Source organism: Bacillus sp. JJ1503 (genome assembly GCF_036965125.1).
In the GTDB taxonomy this organism is placed as follows: domain Bacteria; phylum Bacillota; class Bacilli; order Bacillales; family Cytobacillaceae; genus Cytobacillus.
In genome coordinates, this window is the sequence record NZ_JBALOZ010000018.1 from 12,175 (window position 1) to 30,429 (window position 18,255).

General features: G+C 37.8%; 18 protein-coding genes. 16 read left to right on the forward strand and 2 right to left on the reverse strand.

Annotated features, from left to right (window positions below; genetic code table 11):
• The first annotated feature begins 77 nt into the window (after window positions 1-77).
• The 7 genes from V7149_RS02375 to V7149_RS02405 all read left to right on the forward strand — a co-directional run bounded on the left by V7149_RS02375 (window position 78) and on the right by V7149_RS02405 (window position 6,878).
• On the forward strand, window positions 78-1,031 hold the full coding sequence (locus V7149_RS02375; protein WP_335344063.1) for an ABC transporter permease: 954 nt from the start codon (window positions 78-80) through the stop codon (window positions 1,029-1,031).
• A gap of 20 nt (window positions 1,032-1,051) precedes the next feature.
• A complete protein-coding gene (locus V7149_RS02380; RefSeq protein WP_335344064.1) occupies window positions 1,052-1,948 on the forward strand; it encodes an ABC transporter permease in 897 nt (298 codons plus the stop codon).
• Between the two features lie 31 nt (window positions 1,949-1,979).
• On the forward strand, window positions 1,980-2,996 hold the full coding sequence (locus V7149_RS02385) for an ABC transporter ATP-binding protein (protein WP_335344065.1): 1,017 nt from the start codon (window positions 1,980-1,982) through the stop codon (window positions 2,994-2,996).
• Entirely contained in the window at window positions 2,968-3,960 is a 993-nt protein-coding gene (locus V7149_RS02390) for an ABC transporter ATP-binding protein (protein WP_335344066.1), read from the forward strand. The genes V7149_RS02385 and V7149_RS02390 overlap by 29 nt, the downstream gene beginning before the upstream one ends.
• A gap of 49 nt (window positions 3,961-4,009) precedes the next feature.
• Entirely contained in the window at window positions 4,010-5,176 is a 1,167-nt protein-coding gene (locus V7149_RS02395) for a M20 metallopeptidase family protein (protein WP_335344067.1), read from the forward strand.
• A gap of 75 nt (window positions 5,177-5,251) precedes the next feature.
• Window positions 5,252-6,034: an SDR family NAD(P)-dependent oxidoreductase gene (locus tag V7149_RS02400; protein ID WP_335344068.1), complete on the forward strand. Its 783-nt coding sequence runs from the start codon at window positions 5,252-5,254 to the stop codon at window positions 6,032-6,034.
• Window positions 6,027-6,878, forward strand: a complete 852-nt coding sequence (locus V7149_RS02405) for a polysaccharide deacetylase family protein (protein ID WP_335344069.1) — start codon at window positions 6,027-6,029, stop codon at window positions 6,876-6,878. The genes V7149_RS02400 and V7149_RS02405 overlap by 8 nt, the downstream gene beginning before the upstream one ends.
• Window positions 6,879-7,016: 138 nt before the next feature.
• Here the strand turns inward: V7149_RS02405 and V7149_RS02410 are convergent, their stop codons facing one another.
• The gene (locus tag V7149_RS02410) at window positions 7,017-7,349 is read right to left on the reverse strand and encodes an aminopeptidase P family N-terminal domain-containing protein (RefSeq protein ID WP_335344070.1); all 333 of its coding nucleotides are present in this window, start codon (window positions 7,347-7,349) and stop codon (window positions 7,017-7,019) included.
• A 370-nt stretch (window positions 7,350-7,719) separates the two neighbouring features.
• Here V7149_RS02410 and V7149_RS02415 point away from each other — a divergent pair, with 370 nt between their 5' ends.
• Window positions 7,720-8,319: an ankyrin repeat domain-containing protein gene (locus V7149_RS02415; RefSeq protein WP_438824076.1), complete on the forward strand. Its 600-nt coding sequence runs from the start codon at window positions 7,720-7,722 to the stop codon at window positions 8,317-8,319.
• 186 nt (window positions 8,320-8,505) lie between these two features.
• Entirely contained in the window at window positions 8,506-9,198 is a 693-nt protein-coding gene (locus V7149_RS02420) for an SDR family oxidoreductase (protein ID WP_335344072.1), read from the forward strand.
• Between the two features lie 76 nt (window positions 9,199-9,274).
• Here V7149_RS02420 and V7149_RS02425 read toward each other — a convergent pair whose 3' ends face one another.
• The gene (locus V7149_RS02425; RefSeq protein ID WP_335344073.1) at window positions 9,275-10,336 is read right to left on the reverse strand and encodes an NUDIX hydrolase; all 1,062 of its coding nucleotides are present in this window, start codon (window positions 10,334-10,336) and stop codon (window positions 9,275-9,277) included.
• A gap of 470 nt (window positions 10,337-10,806) precedes the next feature.
• Here V7149_RS02425 and V7149_RS02430 point away from each other — a divergent pair, with 470 nt between their 5' ends.
• The 7 genes from V7149_RS02430 to V7149_RS02460 all read left to right on the forward strand — a co-directional run.
• Window positions 10,807-11,826: a LacI family DNA-binding transcriptional regulator gene (locus V7149_RS02430; RefSeq protein ID WP_335344074.1), complete on the forward strand. Its 1,020-nt coding sequence runs from the start codon at window positions 10,807-10,809 to the stop codon at window positions 11,824-11,826.
• The gene (gene rbsK / locus V7149_RS02435; protein ID WP_335344075.1) at window positions 11,816-12,736 is read left to right on the forward strand and encodes a ribokinase; all 921 of its coding nucleotides are present in this window, start codon (window positions 11,816-11,818) and stop codon (window positions 12,734-12,736) included. The genes V7149_RS02430 and rbsK overlap by 11 nt, the downstream gene beginning before the upstream one ends.
• Before the next feature lie 91 nt (window positions 12,737-12,827).
• On the forward strand, window positions 12,828-13,562 hold the full coding sequence (locus V7149_RS02440) for a glutamine amidotransferase (RefSeq protein WP_335344076.1): 735 nt from the start codon (window positions 12,828-12,830) through the stop codon (window positions 13,560-13,562).
• A gap of 22 nt (window positions 13,563-13,584) precedes the next feature.
• Entirely contained in the window at window positions 13,585-14,865 is a 1,281-nt protein-coding gene (locus V7149_RS02445; protein WP_335344077.1) for a M20 family metallopeptidase, read from the forward strand.
• A 33-nt stretch (window positions 14,866-14,898) separates the two neighbouring features.
• Entirely contained in the window at window positions 14,899-15,843 is a 945-nt protein-coding gene (locus V7149_RS02450; protein ID WP_335344078.1) for a substrate-binding domain-containing protein, read from the forward strand.
• Window positions 15,844-15,896: 53 nt separating this feature from the next.
• A complete protein-coding gene (locus V7149_RS02455; protein ID WP_335344079.1) occupies window positions 15,897-17,399 on the forward strand; it encodes a sugar ABC transporter ATP-binding protein in 1,503 nt (500 codons plus the stop codon).
• Window positions 17,392-18,255: ABC transporter permease (locus V7149_RS02460; RefSeq protein ID WP_335344080.1), on the forward strand; the 864-nt coding region annotated here is incomplete at its 3' end. The genes V7149_RS02455 and V7149_RS02460, both read left to right, overlap by 8 nt.

An 18,255-nucleotide genomic window follows, 5' to 3' on the forward strand; every position in this document is an offset into this window, starting at 1 on the left:
TATTAGTTCTAACCAAGTTTAGTACTCCCCTATCAATGTAGGGGAGTACTAAATTACTAGTGAAAGGAGGAGATTATTTGAAGACATATATACTCCAAAGACTCTTATCTCTAATTCCAGTAATGTTCGTAGTTGCAGTTGTCGTATTTTTTATTATTCACTTAACACCAGGAGATCCTGCTGCCGTCATACTTGGACCCGATGCTTCTGTTGAGGAAGTTAATAAATTAAGAGAAGAAATGGGGTTAAATTTACCTATCTATGAACAATTCATTATCTGGATTTCAAAGGTCCTCCAAGGAGACTTAGGTTGGTCAATTTATATGAATAAGCCCGTGTTGCAAGCTTTTTTTGAAAATTTAATACCTACTTTATCATTGGCATTAATGGCTCAAGTCATAGCTATCTTAATTTCTATTCCAGCAGGAATTATTGCAGCAACCAAGCGCGGAACATTTACAGATCAAACGTTTATGATGATTTCTTTACTAGGAATTTCCATCCCTAACTTTCTTTTAGCCCTATTATTAGTTTTATTGTTTGCAGTAAATCTTGCTCTACTCCCTGTAGCTGGATTCCAACCTCTTAGCAACGGATTATGGGTGCATATAAAATACTTAATTTTACCCGCATTTGCACTTGGGGCTATTCAAGCAGCACTAATTGCACGGGTTACACGCTCTTCTATGCTAGATGTCTTAAATGCAAATTACATTAAAACCGCCTATTCAAAAGGGGTCAAAAGAAAAGTTGTTATTTATAAACATGCTTTAAAAAATGCCTTCATTCCTATTCTAACCGTTATCGGTCAAACATTTGGACAATTAATTGCTGGAGCCGTTGTTATCGAAACTGTGTTCAATATCCCAGGAATTGGACAGTTAATTATTAATGCTATTATGAGACGAGATTTTGAAGTGATACAAGGTGCCATACTACTAATAGCTCTTTCCTATGTATTGATTAATTTAATTGTAGATTTATTGTATGGATTTTTTGATCCAAGAGTACGTTTAAGCAAAAAAAGTTGATTTAGAAAGGGGGATGGTTTATGGAGACTAAATCAATATATAGAAATAGTACAATAACACGAAATCAACAAATTTATAAAAAAGAACAACGTATATTACTATTTAAACGTATATTTTCAAATCGATTAATGGTCTTTGGAAGTGCTATATTGCTTTTTTTAACAATCATCGCTATCTTTGCTCCCTTGATTGTAATAAAGAACCCACTGGAAATTAATGCCCTTGCTCGACTACAAGCTCCTTCATCTGATCACTTTTTTGGGACAGATAATTTAGGAAGAGATCTATTTAGTAGGGTTATATATGGTACACAAGCTTCTATGACCGTAGGGTTATCAGTTGCCTTAATTTCAGGAACCTTTGGGATGATTATTGGATTATACTCTGCTTACAACCGTTACTTAGATCACATTTTGATGAGAATCTGTGATGGATTGATGGCATTTCCAGCTATTCTCTTAGCGATTGCAATCATGGCAGCACTTGGACCAAAAACTATTAATGTTATTACGGCATTAAGCTTTGTCATGATTCCTACTGTTGCACGTGTTATTCGTTCTGCTGCACTTGTTATAAAAGAGCAAACATACATTGAAGCACTAAAATCACAGGGAGCTAGTGCAACTAGAATAATTTGGATTCATATCGCTCCAAACGCGATTTCTCAATTAATTATTCAACTCACTTACGTGTTTGCCATATCCATTATTATTGAGGCAAGTTTAAGCTTTCTAGGTGTTGGAATTCCAGCCCCGAATCCAAGCTGGGGGAATATTATTTATGAAGGAAAAGCTGTTATTTATAACGCATGGTGGATGACTGTATTCCCTGGGGTGTTTATTATATTAGCCGTATTAGCCCTGAATTTATTTGGGGATGGTCTAAGAGATTTATTAGACCCTCATACAAAAAAATAAATTAGACAGCGAAGGAGGGATTATTGTTACTATGGGGCCTCTGTTAAAGCTAAATAAATTAAGAACAAAGTTTTTCACTGAAAAAGGAACTGTTACAGCAGTTGACGATGTTTCCTTTCAAATAAATGCTGGTGAGATGGTTGGGCTTGTAGGGGAATCAGGATGCGGGAAAAGTGTTACATCTGAATCCATTCTGAAACTTTTAAATGATAGGACAACGAAATATGAAGGGGAAATTCTTTATAAAGGAAAAAACTTAATAGATTTTTCAGAAGAACAGATGAGAAATATACGTGGTAACGAAATATCAATGATTTTCCAAGACCCTATGAGCTCGCTAAATCCTGTCTATACGATAGGAAATCAGATTGCAGAGGCAATCATGATCCATCAAAAGGTCGATAAAAAAGAGGCCTATAACAGAGCTATTGAGATGCTACGTCTAACAGGAATACCATCACCAGAAAAAAGAGTCTATGAATATCCCCATGAACTTTCGGGGGGGATGAGACAACGGGTAATGATAGCCCTTGCCTTATCTTGTAAACCTCAGCTTCTCATTGCTGATGAACCTACAACTGCACTTGATGTCACCATTCAGGCTCAAATTCTAGATCTAATTCAAGAGCTTAAAGAAGAGCTAAATATGGGAATCATTTTAATTACTCATGATTTAGGAGTAGTTGCAGAAGTTTGTACCCGTGTCATCGTAATGTATTTGGGTCAAATTATTGAAGAAGCTGATGTGAAAACACTATTTAAAAATCCACTACATCCATATACAAAAGGTCTATTAAAATCCATTCCTAAGTTAGATGGTGATCGATCACAGAAACTAAATGTCATAAAAGGAGTTGTGCCCTCTCTACAAGATGTTCCAAGTGGATGCCGTTTTGCCCCAAGATGTGAATATGCAACAGATCAATGCAAGATAAATCCTCCAGAATTAATGGAGTTAAATAATGGACAGAAGGTAAGATGTTGGAACTATGAAACCATTTTGAGAGAGGATGAAAATTATGCAGTCAACACTTATCAAAACCAGTGATCAAGATCCTCTTTTAGAAGTAAAAGGTCTCAAGAAGTACTTTCCCATTACATCCAATTTAGGAAGAGTTCAAGGGTATGTGCAAGCCGTTAACAATGTAGAGTTTACATTACACAAAAAAGAAACGTTAGGTTTAGTTGGAGAGTCAGGATGTGGAAAAAGTACAACTGGTCGTACGATTCTTCGATTAACTGAACCAACAGCTGGAGAGGCATTTTATAAAGGAAAAGATATTTTTCAACTAAAGCAGAAGGACTTTCATAAAATGCGCAGCAAATTGCAAATGGTTTTTCAGGATCCTCATAGCTCAATTAACCCAAAACAAAGGATTGGACGTGCTATTGAAGAACCAATGAAAATCCATAAACTATATAATTCGAAAGAACGAACGGAAAGAGCGTTGGAATTATTATCTAGAGTCGGGTTAAGAGAGGACCAATATTATAAATATCCTCATGAATTTTCTGGTGGACAGCGGCAAAGAATTGGGATTGCACGAGCATTGGCCCTGAATCCTGAAATCTTAATATGTGATGAGCCAGTTTCAGCACTTGATGTTTCAATTCAGTCCCAAGTTATTAATTTAATGGAAGAGTTGCAAGATCAATTTAATCTATCTTATATTTTTATAGCTCATGACCTAAGTGTTGTTAGACATATTTCTGACCATATTGGGGTTATGTATTTAGGCGAAATGGTAGAGAAAGCTCAGACTGATGAGTTGTTTTCTCACCCCCTTCATCCTTATACAAAAGCTCTGTTATCTTCTATACCTGTTCCAAATCCAGAATTTAAACGTGAACGTATTATTTTAAAAGGGGATATCCCATCACCAATTAATCCTCCTTCTGGATGTAAATTTCATACTCGCTGTCCATATGCAATTGATCAATGCAAAAGTGAATCACCCCTATTTAAAGAAGTGTCGAAGAATCATTTAGTTGCTTGTCATTTGATTAATTAAGCAGATTATAAAAAACTTCTTAGCTGAAGAAAAATTGGAGTGGAAAAAAATGTTACAGAAACTTTTTGTTAGATTGGAAGAAATATATCCTGAATTAGTTTCTTTTCGAAGAGATATGCATATGTACCCAGAATTATCTTTTGAAGAAGTAAACACACCTGTCAAAATAGCTGATTTTTTACAAAGTCTTGGTTTAGAAGTTGAAAGACAAGTTGGCGGTAGGGGAGTTATTGGTAGGTTAAAGGGAGGAAAACCTGGAAAAACTATCGCTTTCCGCGCTGACTTTGATGCTCTTCCGATTCAGGATGAGAAAGATGTTGAATATAAATCTAGAATTCCGGGAGTCATGCATGCATGCGGTCATGATATTCATACTGCTAGTTTACTAGGGGTTGCAAAGGTTTTAAGTGAGGTTAAAGAGGAAATTAGCGGAAACGTCGTTTTTATCCATCAATTTGCAGAGGAACAAATTCCAGGAGGGGCAAAATCCATGATTGAAGATGGCTGCTTAAATGGTGTTGATGCCATTTATGGAGTCCATGTATGGTCATCTCTCCCAGTTGGTACAATTGGGATTATTGATGAGTATGCTATGGCAGCCGGAGACAAGTTTGATATAAAAATTATCGGTAAAGGAGGACATGGGGCTAAACCACAAATCACAATTGATTCTTTGGTAGTTGGTGCTCAATTAGTGAATAACTTACAAAACATTGTCAGTAGACGAATAGACCCTCATGCGCCTGCCGTTGTCACCGTTGGAACTTTCCAGGCTGGTCAAGCATTTAACGTTATTGCAGAAAGAGCTAATATAACTGGAACAGTTAGAACGTTTGATGATAATGTTAGAGATTCTATTGAAGAATATATTAAGCAAATTAGCCATTCAACATGCGAAAGTGCTGGTGCGAAAGCGGTTGTTGAGTATGAACGCGGTTATCCTCCTTTATGGAATCACCCAGATCATATTCAGAAAGCTGAAAATGTCGCCATCAAATTAGTAGGGAAGGAAAATGTTAAATACCCATCACCTTCTATGGGTATGGAAGACTTTTCATATTATTTAAAAGAAGTTCCCGGTGCTTTTGTCTTTGTTGGAGGAGGAAATAGTGATATTGATGCAGACTATCCTCAGCATCATCCAAAATTTAATGTTGATGAGCGTTCAATCTTAATTAGCGCCAAACTCTTTTTATCTCTCCTAATAGAAGAGTAAAAGTGACCATCAATACTTTCGTAGTCAAATGACTAAGTTTAATAATAAATCAATTTTATGATATAAGGAGGAGCTATGCGTTTACAAGATAAAACAGCAATTATTACAGGGGCGGGTAATGGAATTGGCAGGGAAACAGCTTATTTGTTTGCAAGAGAAGGTGCGAATGTTGTAGTTACGGATATATGTGAAGAAGCAGCTAGCAATACTACAGAAGAAATAAAAATACACGGAGGTAAATCTATTCATATCCCACATAACATAAGTATTGAAAGTGATTGGGAAAATGTTATAGCAAAAACTTTAGATAACTTTGGAAAAATCAATATTCTATTCAATAATGCTGGAACATTTCTTATCAAACCCCTAATTGATACGACTCTCGAAGAGTGGCATCAACTTATGAATATTAATCTGGCTGGAACATTTCTAGGTTTAAAACATGTCATACCTGTGATGATGAAACAAAATGGAGGATCAATTATTAATAATTCTTCAACAGCAGGTTTAATGGGTTCTGTAGGTGTTTCACTGTATGGTGCTAGCAAAGGGGCGATTAGAATATTAACAAAACATGTTGCGATGGAATATGCACCTTACAACATTAGAGCAAATACAATTTTCCCTGGTTTCGTAGATACAGATATGATGAAATATAGAGGAGAAGTAGACCAATCAAATAAACAGCAGCAATCCCAAGGAGTTCCGTTGGGTAGAATTGGAAATTCAGATGAAGTTGCTAAAACCGTTTTATTTCTAGCATCTGATGATTCAAGTTATACAACTGGAGCTGAATTTGTTATTGATGGAGGAAGATCAGCAGGGAGATCTCCAATGAAGAGTGATCATTATGAATAAAGGGACGGTGTGTTTAACATTTGATTTTGATGCAATCTCCTTGTGGCTACAAAGGGATATGACCACAATGACTTCCGTTTCCCGAGGAGAATTTTGTGTTATCGCAGTGCCGAGAATTCTCCATTTGTTAGCAAAAAGAAATATTCAATGCACTTGGTTTATACCTGGGCACACGATTGAAACTTATCCAGATGTTTGTAAAATGATCGTTGAAAATGGACATGAAATTGCTTTACACGGTTATGCACACGAAAACTTTAATGTTTTATCCTCTGAAGAAGAATGGGGGATATTCCAAAAATCGGTAAAAGTAATCGAATCCTTAACAGGATGCAGACCAAAAGGCTTTCGTTCCCCCTCGTGGGATATTTCTTCTCGGACAGTCAAAAATTTAGAGAAGCTTGGTATCATCTATGATAGCAGTCAAATGGGAAATGATTATTCAGTCTATTATAGTAGATACGATGATGAACATTATAAAGATAAGGCTTCGAAATTTGGAAAATCATCTAATGTTGTTGAGATACCTGTTTCTTGGTCTTTAGATGACTATGTTTATTTTGAATATTTAAAAACACCTAATTCACTTTTTCCAGGCTTGAAAACACCTGATGAAATGTTTAAAAATTGGACAGGTGATGTCGAATACATGCTTCGGGATTTTCAAAATGGCGTTTTAGTTGCAACATTTCATCCACAGGTTTCAGGACGTGGACATCGGTTATTAGGATTAGAAAAATGGATTGATAGCTTAATAGAAAAAGGGATAGTGTTTTCAAGGTTAGACAGTATCGCAGATTCTTTTTTAAATGGAATCGAGTTCGGGGTCTTTGATCCGAAATAACAGTTTTAAGTTGATAGAAGTTTTAATATGGAATCTTCTCATCATTGACTGAGCGTCATTTCGCTCGGTCATTCTTTATTATATCAATAGTGGCTTTCTGTTTACCCTCTTTAGATTCTTCTTCAAATCCAGTTGTCTTTATTTGTACAAACCATAAGTTAGATGATCCTGCTCAAAACCAAGCTTGCTAATCTTCATTTCTTTCACTTGCACAGCCACTTCTTCATAAATTCTCCCTTTATGGCTTGTGTGACCTTTGTGCAACACTATTTCAAAATCCTCAGCTTGTTCTCGTGCCTGATCAAGATAACAATAATCTGTAATGAGTTTGGCTTCCGTTTCAGAAATAAGGATCACACCGTTGCTTCCCGTAAAACCAGACGTGTATATCATGTTCCATGGATTGATAATCATCATTCCATCCAAGGCTAAATCATGAAATCTTTCTCTTATCTTACGAATCCTCTCCATATGTAACCTCCTCTAATTTTTATCAATAAAGGTCATTGCAAATTTTATGCCATTTTCTAACCCCTTGTTAAACGGCTTTTACAAAATTATTCTGCTATTTTAGTTTCAAAACAATTTTACACATTCAAAATATTTTAACTGATTTTTCTAAATAATTGTACCTTTTGGAGCGATATGACCTAATCCGGCATCTGAATTCAACCTACAGCTTTAAATGGACATATATTGAGGGGAAATAGGCAATCCAATACCTGGGCTAATGCTCAGACGTTTTGTTTTTGTTCAGCTGATGATCTTCCGATTTGTAGTTGGGAGGGAACTCGCCTAAAATCTATTTAAAGAAACAAAATAAAAAACCGAGGTGACTACAGTGGATTTAATAGAAGATTTTTTTACAGCTGCCATTGAAGGAGATATTGAAACTTTAAAAAGCCTTTTAGAAAAAGGAATCGATATTAATGTAAGAAATAAGAAAAAGCAAACAGCTATATTACTTGCTGCCATTAATAACAAACTTGATACAGTAGAATTCTTGGCTAATGAAGGTGCAGATATTAACCTGCAAGATCAAACATGTCTGAATCCATTTTTATATGGTTGTATTAAAGGGGACTTAGCTCTAGTAACATTAATGATTAATCATGGTTCGGATTTAGAGTGTTTGACTCGTTTTGGAGGGGTTGGCCTTACACCGGCATGTGAAAAGGGGCATATTGATGTCGTTCGTTTCCTATTAACCACAACGGGCATTAATGTAAACCACACCAATTTTGTCGGCTGGACACCACTGATCGAGGCGATCATCCTTAATGACGGCGGACCAAAACAGCAAACGATTATCCAACTATTAATTGAACATGGTGCAGACCCGCAAATGGTTGATAAGTATGGGGTTACCCCTCTTGAACTTGCAAGAGAAAAAGGATACTCGGAAATCGAGAAAATATTATTAGAGGCTGGGGCAGAGTAATAACTTTAGTTTAAAAATTTTTGTCTTGCCTTGTTTTAATACACTATTTTTAGACTTGATAGAAGGCTGCGGGTGATTCAGACTCGCAGCCTTCTTCGTCCTGGTTCAGACTTTCGCATATCGATATGGTCATAGCCAATCAAATGGTATAGTATTCTTAACATTAAAAGAAAGGATGATTAAAACATGGATATAAAGGTTGTTGCTATCACAGGTGCAGGAAGCGGGCTTGGTGCTTCTCTCGCCAAGAAATATTCTGAAATGGGCTGCCATGTTTGTTTGCTTGGAAGAAACGCTTTAAAACTGAAACGAATAGCTGAGCAATTAACGGGCAGTTATTCGATCTACGAGGCAGACGTTTCTTCAAAGAGGGAAGTAGAAAAAACGATGGCATCTATTAAGGAGGAAGTGGGCCCTATTGATTTATTAATCAATAATGCTGGTCTGGGTGTATTTGATTTGGCAGAAAATCTAACGGAAGAAAATGTGCATGATATGATTGATATTAATTTAAAGGGAACGATCTTCTGCACACAAGAGGTCCTGCCAAGCATGAAAGAGCGAAACCAAGGCCTTATTATTAATATTGTGTCGACAGCGGGAGTGGAAGGGAAAGTCACCGAGTCCGTTTATTGTGCGAGTAAATTTGGTGTACGGGGATTCACAGAGAGCCTCGCCAAGGAACTAAACGACACGGGTGTTCGAGTATTCGGTGCCTATATGGGCGGAATGAAGTCCCCGTTCTGGGAAGGCATTTTAACAGAGGAGAGAATGAAAAACCTGATGGACCCAGACGATGTAGCGGATGTTATCATTGAAAATGCAAAAGTTCGAAAAAACCTTATTGTCACGGAAGTTATTATTAAAAATAAAATTTAAGGGCTAAAAGGGTATATGGGATAAATGGACTCCAAAAGGTTAGGGTAACTGACTTTCTGGAGCCCTTTTTCATTTTCTATCCAAATACTTTTCTAACCCTTGCGTCAACACTAGACTTTGTATGATCATGAATAAGTCCCCAGTAAAGAGCAATTTTCGCTGTAGACCACATTTTTTCTTCTTTCAACACATTGAGGATGGAATTGATCTTGAAAGGAACAAAACGAAGGTCCTCAAGCTCCCATTTTCCAGAGATTCCTCTGCTGCGGTTTTGAACGATTTCTTCTGAAGTTTCATTGCAGTATAGAACCCCAATGATATTCCATTGATAATATTCCTCATCTACTCCGTATCCAAGCAGCTTAATGTCCTGCTCAGATACAGTCAGCCCAAGTTCTTCTTTCGCACCTCGAATCGCTGTTTTATAAAAATCGGGCCCTTGACCACTAGCATGACGATCCTGGGAAGGGTGAACAGCCTCCACAATCCCAATATCCAATTCATCAGGGCGTACCCCGCTATCTGGGGAACGTTTCGTTAAAATGGTTTGCCCATCTGCCGTCACGACAACCAGTGCAACGCCAAATCCATTAGCGATTTGGACAACTGGTCTTTTATGATTCGCATTTGCTATGTACTTTTCCTTGATTGTTTGGCCATTGGGCAAAACTTTGTCCAAATTTGTATTTATTGCTTTAAACGTATAGTAATCACTTGGAGTAAAAGTAAAAACAGCCTTCATATCCTCATTAATATTAGTCCTTAAAATCATATGCTTTTCTAGAGCAAATAGAGGTCCGTTCCAGCTGTGGTTTTCTCCATTCTGTAAATTCTGATCTTGTATTCTTTCGATCTCATTCTTTAATTCTAGTAAATCCTCTTCGAAAATAGGTCTGCTTGAGTTCAGTCTTGTCTCAATATTCTCGGGTGCAAAGGTCATTTCCCCATCACCATCACATACTACAAAAGAGGTCATTTCATTTCCTAGCGAAAAATAATAGGGATCCTGTACATCCTTTTCCTTAACAAATAGCCTTCTAAAAAACCTAGTAATGGCTCTCCACATAGTTTTAAGAGGATCCTCGAATATAACTCCCAGCAATAAACCGACAATCCCACCAATTAACGCATCAGTCATTCGTCCTATGTCTCCCTTCATGGTCTTACATAAAGTTTAATAAATGTGGATAAATGTGTAAATGGATATGGGAAGGAAATATGAATGATTAATACCTTTATTGATTTTGATGAGTATATTGATAACGAGGTAGACAGTTCCAGCTGAGCTTTGCGGACATCAGTTCCTTTTTAGAACCATCCTTAATATAAAATTTCAAACTAAATGGAGTGTAAAAAACTAGCACCTTTCCAATATTTACCCTATAGATAAAGTAAATAGATTGATAATTATTTTAAATTTGAATATTGACATTAATGTTAATATTATTTATTCTTTAGGTAATCGGTTACATGTTTGAGGAAAACATATATAGACAATCAAATTAATATATAAATTATTTTTTTTACTTAATAGGTAAACGGTTACATATATTTTATAGGGATGTTTGCTTTATATGGTACCGGTTTCATGAAGAGAGGTGACTTAGCTTGACTACCACAATAAGAGATGTTGCGAAATTATCGGGTGTATCTGTGGCAACAGTTTCAAGGGTTATAAATAAAAATGGATATGTTAGTGCGGAAACTGAAGCGAAGGTTCAAGAAGTAATGAAAAGATTGGATTATGAACCGAACCAGCTTGCAAGGGGATTAACAGCAAAAAAAACGAAAACGATCGCTTTAATTGTACCGGATATTTTAAATCCCTTTTTCCCTGTTTTATCTAGAGGGGTTGAGGATGTTACGAAGCTGCATGGATTCACACTGATATTGTGTAATTCAGATGACTCAGGCATTAAGGAGAAATCTTATATCGATATCCTCAGAAAAAAATATGTAGATGGCATGATTATTGCTTCAAATAATTTGGGATTAAAGGAAATTAAGGATTTGGAACAATCCAATATTCCATTGGTCGTATTGGATAGAGCACAAGATATTGAAACCAATTGTGTTATACGGGTTGATAACTATGGTGGGGCAATGCAAGCAGTACAGCATCTGCTAGATGTAGGATGCAAAAAGATCGCCCATATATACGGTCCCTTGGAATATAGTACAGCCCGCGAACGGCTGGCCGGTTATGAGGAGGTTGTGAAAAAGTTGCCTTGGTTTACACCAACCTTATTGGTACCCGGGGATTTCACAATAGATGGGGGAAAGAAGGCAACAGTGGAATTACTTAAAATACATCCGGATGTTGACGGCATTTTCTCAGGTAATGATCTAATGTCAATTGGAGTATTAAAACAATTACACAATTTAAATATCAAAGTCCCTGACCAAATTGCTGTTTGCGGCTTTGATGGAATAAACCTAACAGAAATTACCCAGCCGGAACTCACTACTGTAGCGCAGCCCATCTATGAGGCTGGAAAACTAGCAGCTGAGAATTTAATTGCTAGAATTAATAATACTAAAAAAGGGAACGAGGTAATAAATTTACCGGTTTCCCTCATTGTTAGAGATTCAACGAGAAAGAAGGTACAGGAGAAGAATGATATCTAAAATTGCAGTAGTTGGAAGCATTAATATGGATTTTGTTGTTCAAACGGACAGAATTCCGGTACAAGGGGAGACGCTCCTGGGAAAAGAAATAAGTTACTTACCCGGGGGGAAGGGAGCAAATCAGGCGGTAGCTGCCTCTAGACTTGGGGCTGAGGCTCGAATGATTGGGAGTGTTGGCAAGGATCTGTACGGCAAAGAGTTAATTTCATGCCTAAGCTCAAATGGAGTAGAGGTTTCGTCTATTAAGGAAATTGAAGGCTTGTCTACCGGAACAGCAATTATATTGTTAGCTAATGGGGAGAACAGCATTATTGTCATTCAAGGTGCAAATGAAAAATGTTTGCCGGAGGATATTGATCGTAACATTGATGTCTTAATGGAATCAGATATTGTTCTGATCCAAATGGAAATTCCTATGGAAACTGTCTGTCATACTGTTAAGATAGCAAATCTCTTAAATAAGACTGTTATTTTAAATCCCGCTCCTGCTCAGCCTATTCCGGAAGACATTTTGGCATGTGTGGACATCATTACACCAAATGAAACCGAGCTGGACATTCTTACAAGTAATTGGGTAGTGGGGAATGCAGCCTTAGAAAGTAAAATGGAGGCGCTGCTATCGAGGGGGGTTCGGAATGTAATCACCACACTAGGTTCAGAAGGGGTTGCGTTTAAGGGTGATGGGCAAGGCTTTCAAAGGATGCCAAGCTATAACGTGCCGGTCAAGGATACAACCGGGGCTGGTGATGCATTTAATGCTGGGTTAGCCTATGCAATTGGCCAAGGCAAAACCATTTTAGATTCAATAGAATTTGCCAATAAAACAGCAGCATTGGCCATTGGGAAATCAGGTGCATTATTAGGTATGCCGAGCCTAACTGAGGTATTAAGCTTTCAAGAAAAAGGTTAGTAATCCTCAATAATTCGTTCCCTTTATTCATTAGTGATTTCAACTATATAAAACTATAAATCAATTAACAAGTAAGGAGAGTGTGTTACAAATGAAAATACTTTTTATCGGAGAATCTTGGATGGTTCATATGGTTCATGTGAAGGGGTACGATTCCTTTGAATCAACTAAATATGAGGAAGGCGCAACATACTTACTTAATTGTTTAAGAGAGGCAAATGTCGAAGTAGATTATATGCCTGCTCACGAAGTTCAGGTACGTTTCCCAAAGAAACTAGAAGTGCTTCAGCAATATGATGCGATTGTTCTGAGTGATATTGGAGCAAACACATTCTTGCTGCAAAACTCTACATTCTACCAAATGGAGATTATTCCAAATGCGTTAGAGCTGCTGAAGGAATATGTTGCTCTTGGCGGAGGCTTGTTGATGATCGGAGGTTATCTATCGTTCATGGGCATTGAAGGCAAGGCAAACTATAAGAATACAGTTCTTGCAGATGTCCTTCCTGTTGAAATGCTTGATAGAGATGACCGTGTAGAAATGCCGCAAGGAGTACGGGCTGAAACGATTAAAGAACATGCGATTACAAAGGGTATGGAAAATTGGCCAAACTTCCTAGGATACAACCAGTTTAAAGCGAAGGATGGAGCAGAGGTTCTCGTTAACATTCAAGAGGATCCCCTTCTTGTAGTGGGTGAATATGGCAATGGGAAAACAGCATGCTTTGCCAGTGATTGTGCACCGCATTGGGGACCAAAGGAATTCATGGAGTGGGAGCACTATCAGCCACTATGGGTCCGGGTTTTAGAACATATCAAAAAATAAAAACAGTAAGTTGGTGATGGACATGACAGTGGAGGAAGTCGTTCGGGAAAATAAAGATGAATATATAGATTTTTTGTCAAAATTGGTGCAGACAGATACCCAGGTCATTGGACACGGGCTGCTAGGCGGGAATGAGAAGGCCGGGCAGGAAATCATTAAAGGGAAGCTATTGAATCTCGGTTTTGAAGTAAATGAATTTTTGGTGGAAGATGAAAAGATCAAAAAATATCCCGGAGCCAATTTAGGCCATAATAATGCTGATCGTCCCAATGTTGTCGGAACACTAAAAGGAGCAGGAGGTGGTAAATCCCTCATTTTAAATGGTCATATTGATACGATGCCTTATGGAGACCGAGAAAAATGGTCACATGACCCCTTTCTAGGACAGGTTCAGGATGATGTTCTATATGGACTTGGATCTACTGATATGAAAGCATCTTTAGCCGCAATGGTTATGGCGGCACAAACCATTAAAAAAATGGGCTATCAATTGAAAGGTGACTTAATCATCCAATCAGTAGTCGATGAGGAAGGTGGAGGCAACGGAACGCTTGCATGTGTAGAACGTGGTTATACGGCTGATGCTGCAATAGTCGGAGAACCCACTCAATTACATATACAGCCTGCACATATGGGTTTTCTGTTTCATGAGATTGTTGTAGAGGGCCACAGTCTTCATTCCAGTCAGCTTTGGGAAGGCGTTAACGCAATTGACAAGGCATTCAAGATTTATCAAGGATTAAAGGATCTAGAGCACCATTGGCTTATGACAGAGAGGCACCCGCTATTGCCAGGCCCTACAATCAATCTAGGAGAAATAAAAGGGGGGATAGCCGGGTCTGTTGTTCCAGGCTCTTGCACATTAAAAACATGTCTTCACTATCAGCCTAATCAATCTGAAACGTATGAACAAACGAGAGAACGTGTGAACAGAGAAGTGATTGAAGCAATAGAAAGAGTGGCTAAAGGGGATGAATGGTTAGAGAAGCATCCTCCTAAGGTGAGTGTCTATCAGGAGGGTTATCCTTTTGAAACACCGATTAATCATCCTCTTGTTGACGAAATGAAGAAAGTCATAGAGGAAGTGTTAGAGGAAGAGGCAGTGATTGAAGGGATGCCGGCAGGATGCGATGCTCGTTTGCTTGCTGGGTTTGCTGACATACCAACGATTATTATTGGTTGTGGTGATCCAAAGCAATGTCATTGTGTGAATGAATCTGTACCAATTTCCCAATTTTTATCACTAATCGAGATTTATGTTCAATTCATCATTTCATGGTGTGGTGTAGAATCTATAGATTAAAAAACTACTAATTTATTTGGAGGGGAAAAAGTTATGAAAAAAACATTGTTTCTTATTTGTTTGTCCATGTTACTAGTTTTATCCGCTTGTAGCTCAGGGGAAAAAGCAAGCTCTGGTAAAAAGGATGATGGAAAAATAACGATTGGCGTTACAACAGCTACGCTTCGCCACCAATTCTTTATTGATATTGATAATGGAATGAAAAAGGCTGCAGAAGAAGCGGGAGTAGAATTGTTAGTTAATGATCCTAACCTGGATTTAGCAAAGCAAGTTTCTTCTATTGAAGATTATATGCAAAAGGGTGTAGACGCTCTAGTCGTTTTAGCTGTAGATAATGCTGGGGTTGTTCCTGTCGTTGAAGAGGCGAAGGAAAAGGGAATTCCGATTATTACCGCAGATGCAGTAGTAGAAAGTGAAAGTGTAGATACTTTCATTGGAACGGAGAACCTCGAAGCGGGTAAACAAATAGGGGAATATTTAAAGAAAGAGATCGAAGCGAAGGGAAAAGGTGTAAAGATCGCAGTTGTTACACATGAACAGTCTTTCGTTCAAAAACAAAGATTAGAAGGTTTTAAAGAAGTATTAAAGGATATGGGAAATGTAGAAATTCTAAATAGCCAGCCAGGTTACGATCGTCAAAAATCAATGGCAACTGTAGAAAATATTCTTCAAGCTAATCCAGATATTGATTATATTTACGCTACTGCAGAAAATAGTGTGCTAGGTGCGTTGGCTGCACTAGAATCAGCGAACAACAAGCATACAAAGATCGTTGGTTTTGACGTAACAGAAGAGGCAGCAGAAGGAGTTCGCAGTGACTATATTCTAGCTATGATTCAGCAGCAGCCTTTCAAAATTGGTGAAGAGTCCATTAAAGCTGCTCTTGAGGCTATTAATGGAAAAGAACTAGATAAAAATATTAGTGTGCCAGTAATTTTAATAGATAAATCAAATGTAGACGAACATTTCAAAAAGTAGAACAGGGAGATTTTCTCCCTGTTTTCTCACCAAACCAAGGGGGGAGTATGTAAGTGAACTCACCAATCATAGAACTGGAGAATATTACTAAGGAATTTTCCGGTGTGAAAGCACTTAAAGGTGTATCTCTGACTGTTTATCCTGGAAGTGTTCATGCGCTTGTTGGAGAGAATGGAGCAGGCAAGTCTACCTTAATGAAGATTCTAACAGGCGCCTATTCAAAAACGAGTGGGGAAATTCGTTATAAAGGTGAAATCATTGACCATATGGATCCTAAAGCTTCAAAGAAAATCGGGATTCATTGTATATACCAAGAATTAAACGTAGCCAATTTCTTAACGATTGCCGAAAATGTCTTTCTCGGCAGTCAGCCAACTAAAAAAATGGGTTTTATTAATTGGAATTACATGAATGATAAGGCAACGGAAATTTTTAAATCGCTTCAAATTAATCTTAATCCGAAACAATTGGCAAAAGAAATTAGTATTGCACAAAAACAGATGATTGAAATTGCTCGTGCGATTTCTCAAGAAGCCAAAATACTGATAATGGATGAACCTACTTCATCATTATCTGAAAGAGAAACAGAAATTCTGCTGTCTTTAGTAACCGAACTCAAAAATAAAGGTGTAAGCATCTTGTATATATCCCATAGAATGGATGAGATTTTCAAAGTTTGTGATACTGTTACTGTTTTAAGAGATGGTACTCATATTAAAACCTTGCCAATGAATGAGGTCAAGGATGTAGACCAACTCGTTGAATTGATGGTTAATCGAAAGATGGATGATTATTTTAATAAAGAGGAAGTTCCTATCGGAAAGCCTGTATTAAAGGTGCAAAACCTTTCAAAATCAGGAGTACTTAAAGATATTAACTTTGAATTACGAAGTGGTGAAATTCTAGGAGTCGCCGGTTTGGTAGGCTCAGGAAGGACAGAAATCGCCCAGGCGCTATTCGGCCTGTTAAAAATAGATACGGGTGAAATACTGATCGACAATCAATTAACAAAAATTAATAATCCAAGCGATGCCATCAAAATGGGGATAGGGTTTGTTACAGAGAACCGCAAAGAAACAGGGCTGATTTTAAAGCAAACTGTAAGGGATAATATATCCCTTCCGAACTTAGGCAAGTTTACAAAGGGCCTCCTTATTAATAAAAAGACAGAAAAGGCAGTTTCAGAAGATTATAAACAAAAGTTAAATATTAAGGCTAGGACAATAGAACAGAAAGTGTCTACGTTAAGTGGTGGAAATCAGCAGAAGGCGATTATTGCTCGCTGGATGATCCAAGAACCAAGAATCCTTATACTAGACGAACCATGCCGTGGGGTTGATGTAGGTGCAAAGGCAGAAATCTTTGCCCAAATTAGTAATCTTGCAAAGCAGGGAGTCGGGATTATCATGATTTCTTCTGAGCTATCAGAGATCATTGGCATGAGTGATCGCACAATTGTCATGAGAGAAGGGGCAATTGCTGGCGAACTTAACAAAGAACAAATAACGTCAGATAACATATTAAAATTAGCCTTTGGAGGTGGAATAGGTGCTTAATAATACATCAACAAACATGAACTTGGATCAAAACACACAGAAAACAAGCTGGAAACAAAAGCTTTATGTTCTCTTCGATAAGGGAAGTACGACTATCGGTTTAGCTTTGCTTATCATCATTATGTCTATTATTACAACTGACTTTTTGACAGTTGATAATTTGCTTAATGTCATGCGTCAATCCGCCGTATTATGTATTATGGCTGTAGCAATGACCTTCATTATTATTACGGGAGGAATTGATTTAAGTGCAGGGTCTCAGCTGGCTGTAAGTGGTGTAGTAGTGAGCGGACTCATTGTTTCTGGTGTACCGATTCCACTTGCCATTCTTATTACTATATTAGTAGGCGGGCTAATTGGACTCTTTATGGGAACTGTTATATCTAGGCAGAATATTCCACCGTTTATTGTTACTTTAGCGATGACAACCATTTTAAGCGGTATTGCTTTTGTATATACAGCAGGGACCCCGGTTGTTATTACTGATGCAGGATTCCGAGAAATTGGGCGTGGGTATCTTGGCCCCATTCCAACAGCGATTATTATCATGATTATTGTAGCCATTCTTGGACATATTTTGTTATCACATACTCGTTTTGGCAGAAATGTTTATTCGATTGGTGACAATGAAGAGGCTGCCAGATTATGCGGTATTAATGTGAAATGGGTGAAGACGGGTGTTTATGTTTTGGGAGGAGCTGTTACCGCAATCGCTGGAATCGTTCTTGCTTCTCGTTTATCCTCAGGTTCACCAAATGCAGGTACAGGATCTGAATTAGATGCAATAGCTGCTGTTGTATTAGGCGGGACTAACCTGTTCGGGGGCGAAGGGAAAATATCGGGAACCTTAATGGGT

What these genes read in the sequence shown, in the direction of transcription:
- V7149_RS02380 (WP_335344064.1), top strand. Translation starts at nt 1,052, where the DNA reads ATGGAGACTAAATCAATATATAGAAATAGTACAATAACACGAAATCAA.
- V7149_RS02385 (WP_335344065.1), top strand. Translation starts at nt 1,980, where the DNA reads ATGGGGCCTCTGTTAAAGCTAAATAAATTAAGAACAAAGTTTTTCACT.
- V7149_RS02390 (WP_335344066.1), top strand. Translation starts at nt 2,968, where the DNA reads ATGCAGTCAACACTTATCAAAACCAGTGATCAAGATCCTCTTTTAGAA.
- V7149_RS02395 (WP_335344067.1), top strand. Translation starts at nt 4,010, where the DNA reads ATGTTACAGAAACTTTTTGTTAGATTGGAAGAAATATATCCTGAATTA.
- V7149_RS02400 (WP_335344068.1), top strand. Translation starts at nt 5,252, where the DNA reads ATGCGTTTACAAGATAAAACAGCAATTATTACAGGGGCGGGTAATGGA.
- V7149_RS02405 (WP_335344069.1), top strand. Translation starts at nt 6,027, where the DNA reads ATGAATAAAGGGACGGTGTGTTTAACATTTGATTTTGATGCAATCTCC.
- V7149_RS02410 (WP_335344070.1), bottom strand. Translation starts at nt 7,349, where the DNA reads ATGGAGAGGATTCGTAAGATAAGAGAAAGATTTCATGATTTAGCCTTG.
- V7149_RS02420 (WP_335344072.1), top strand. Translation starts at nt 8,506, where the DNA reads ATGGATATAAAGGTTGTTGCTATCACAGGTGCAGGAAGCGGGCTTGGT.
- V7149_RS02425 (WP_335344073.1), bottom strand. Translation starts at nt 10,336, where the DNA reads ATGACTGATGCGTTAATTGGTGGGATTGTCGGTTTATTGCTGGGAGTT.
- rbsK (WP_335344075.1), top strand. Translation starts at nt 11,816, where the DNA reads ATGATATCTAAAATTGCAGTAGTTGGAAGCATTAATATGGATTTTGTT.
- V7149_RS02440 (WP_335344076.1), top strand. Translation starts at nt 12,828, where the DNA reads ATGAAAATACTTTTTATCGGAGAATCTTGGATGGTTCATATGGTTCAT.
- V7149_RS02445 (WP_335344077.1), top strand. Translation starts at nt 13,585, where the DNA reads ATGACAGTGGAGGAAGTCGTTCGGGAAAATAAAGATGAATATATAGAT.
- V7149_RS02450 (WP_335344078.1), top strand. Translation starts at nt 14,899, where the DNA reads ATGAAAAAAACATTGTTTCTTATTTGTTTGTCCATGTTACTAGTTTTA.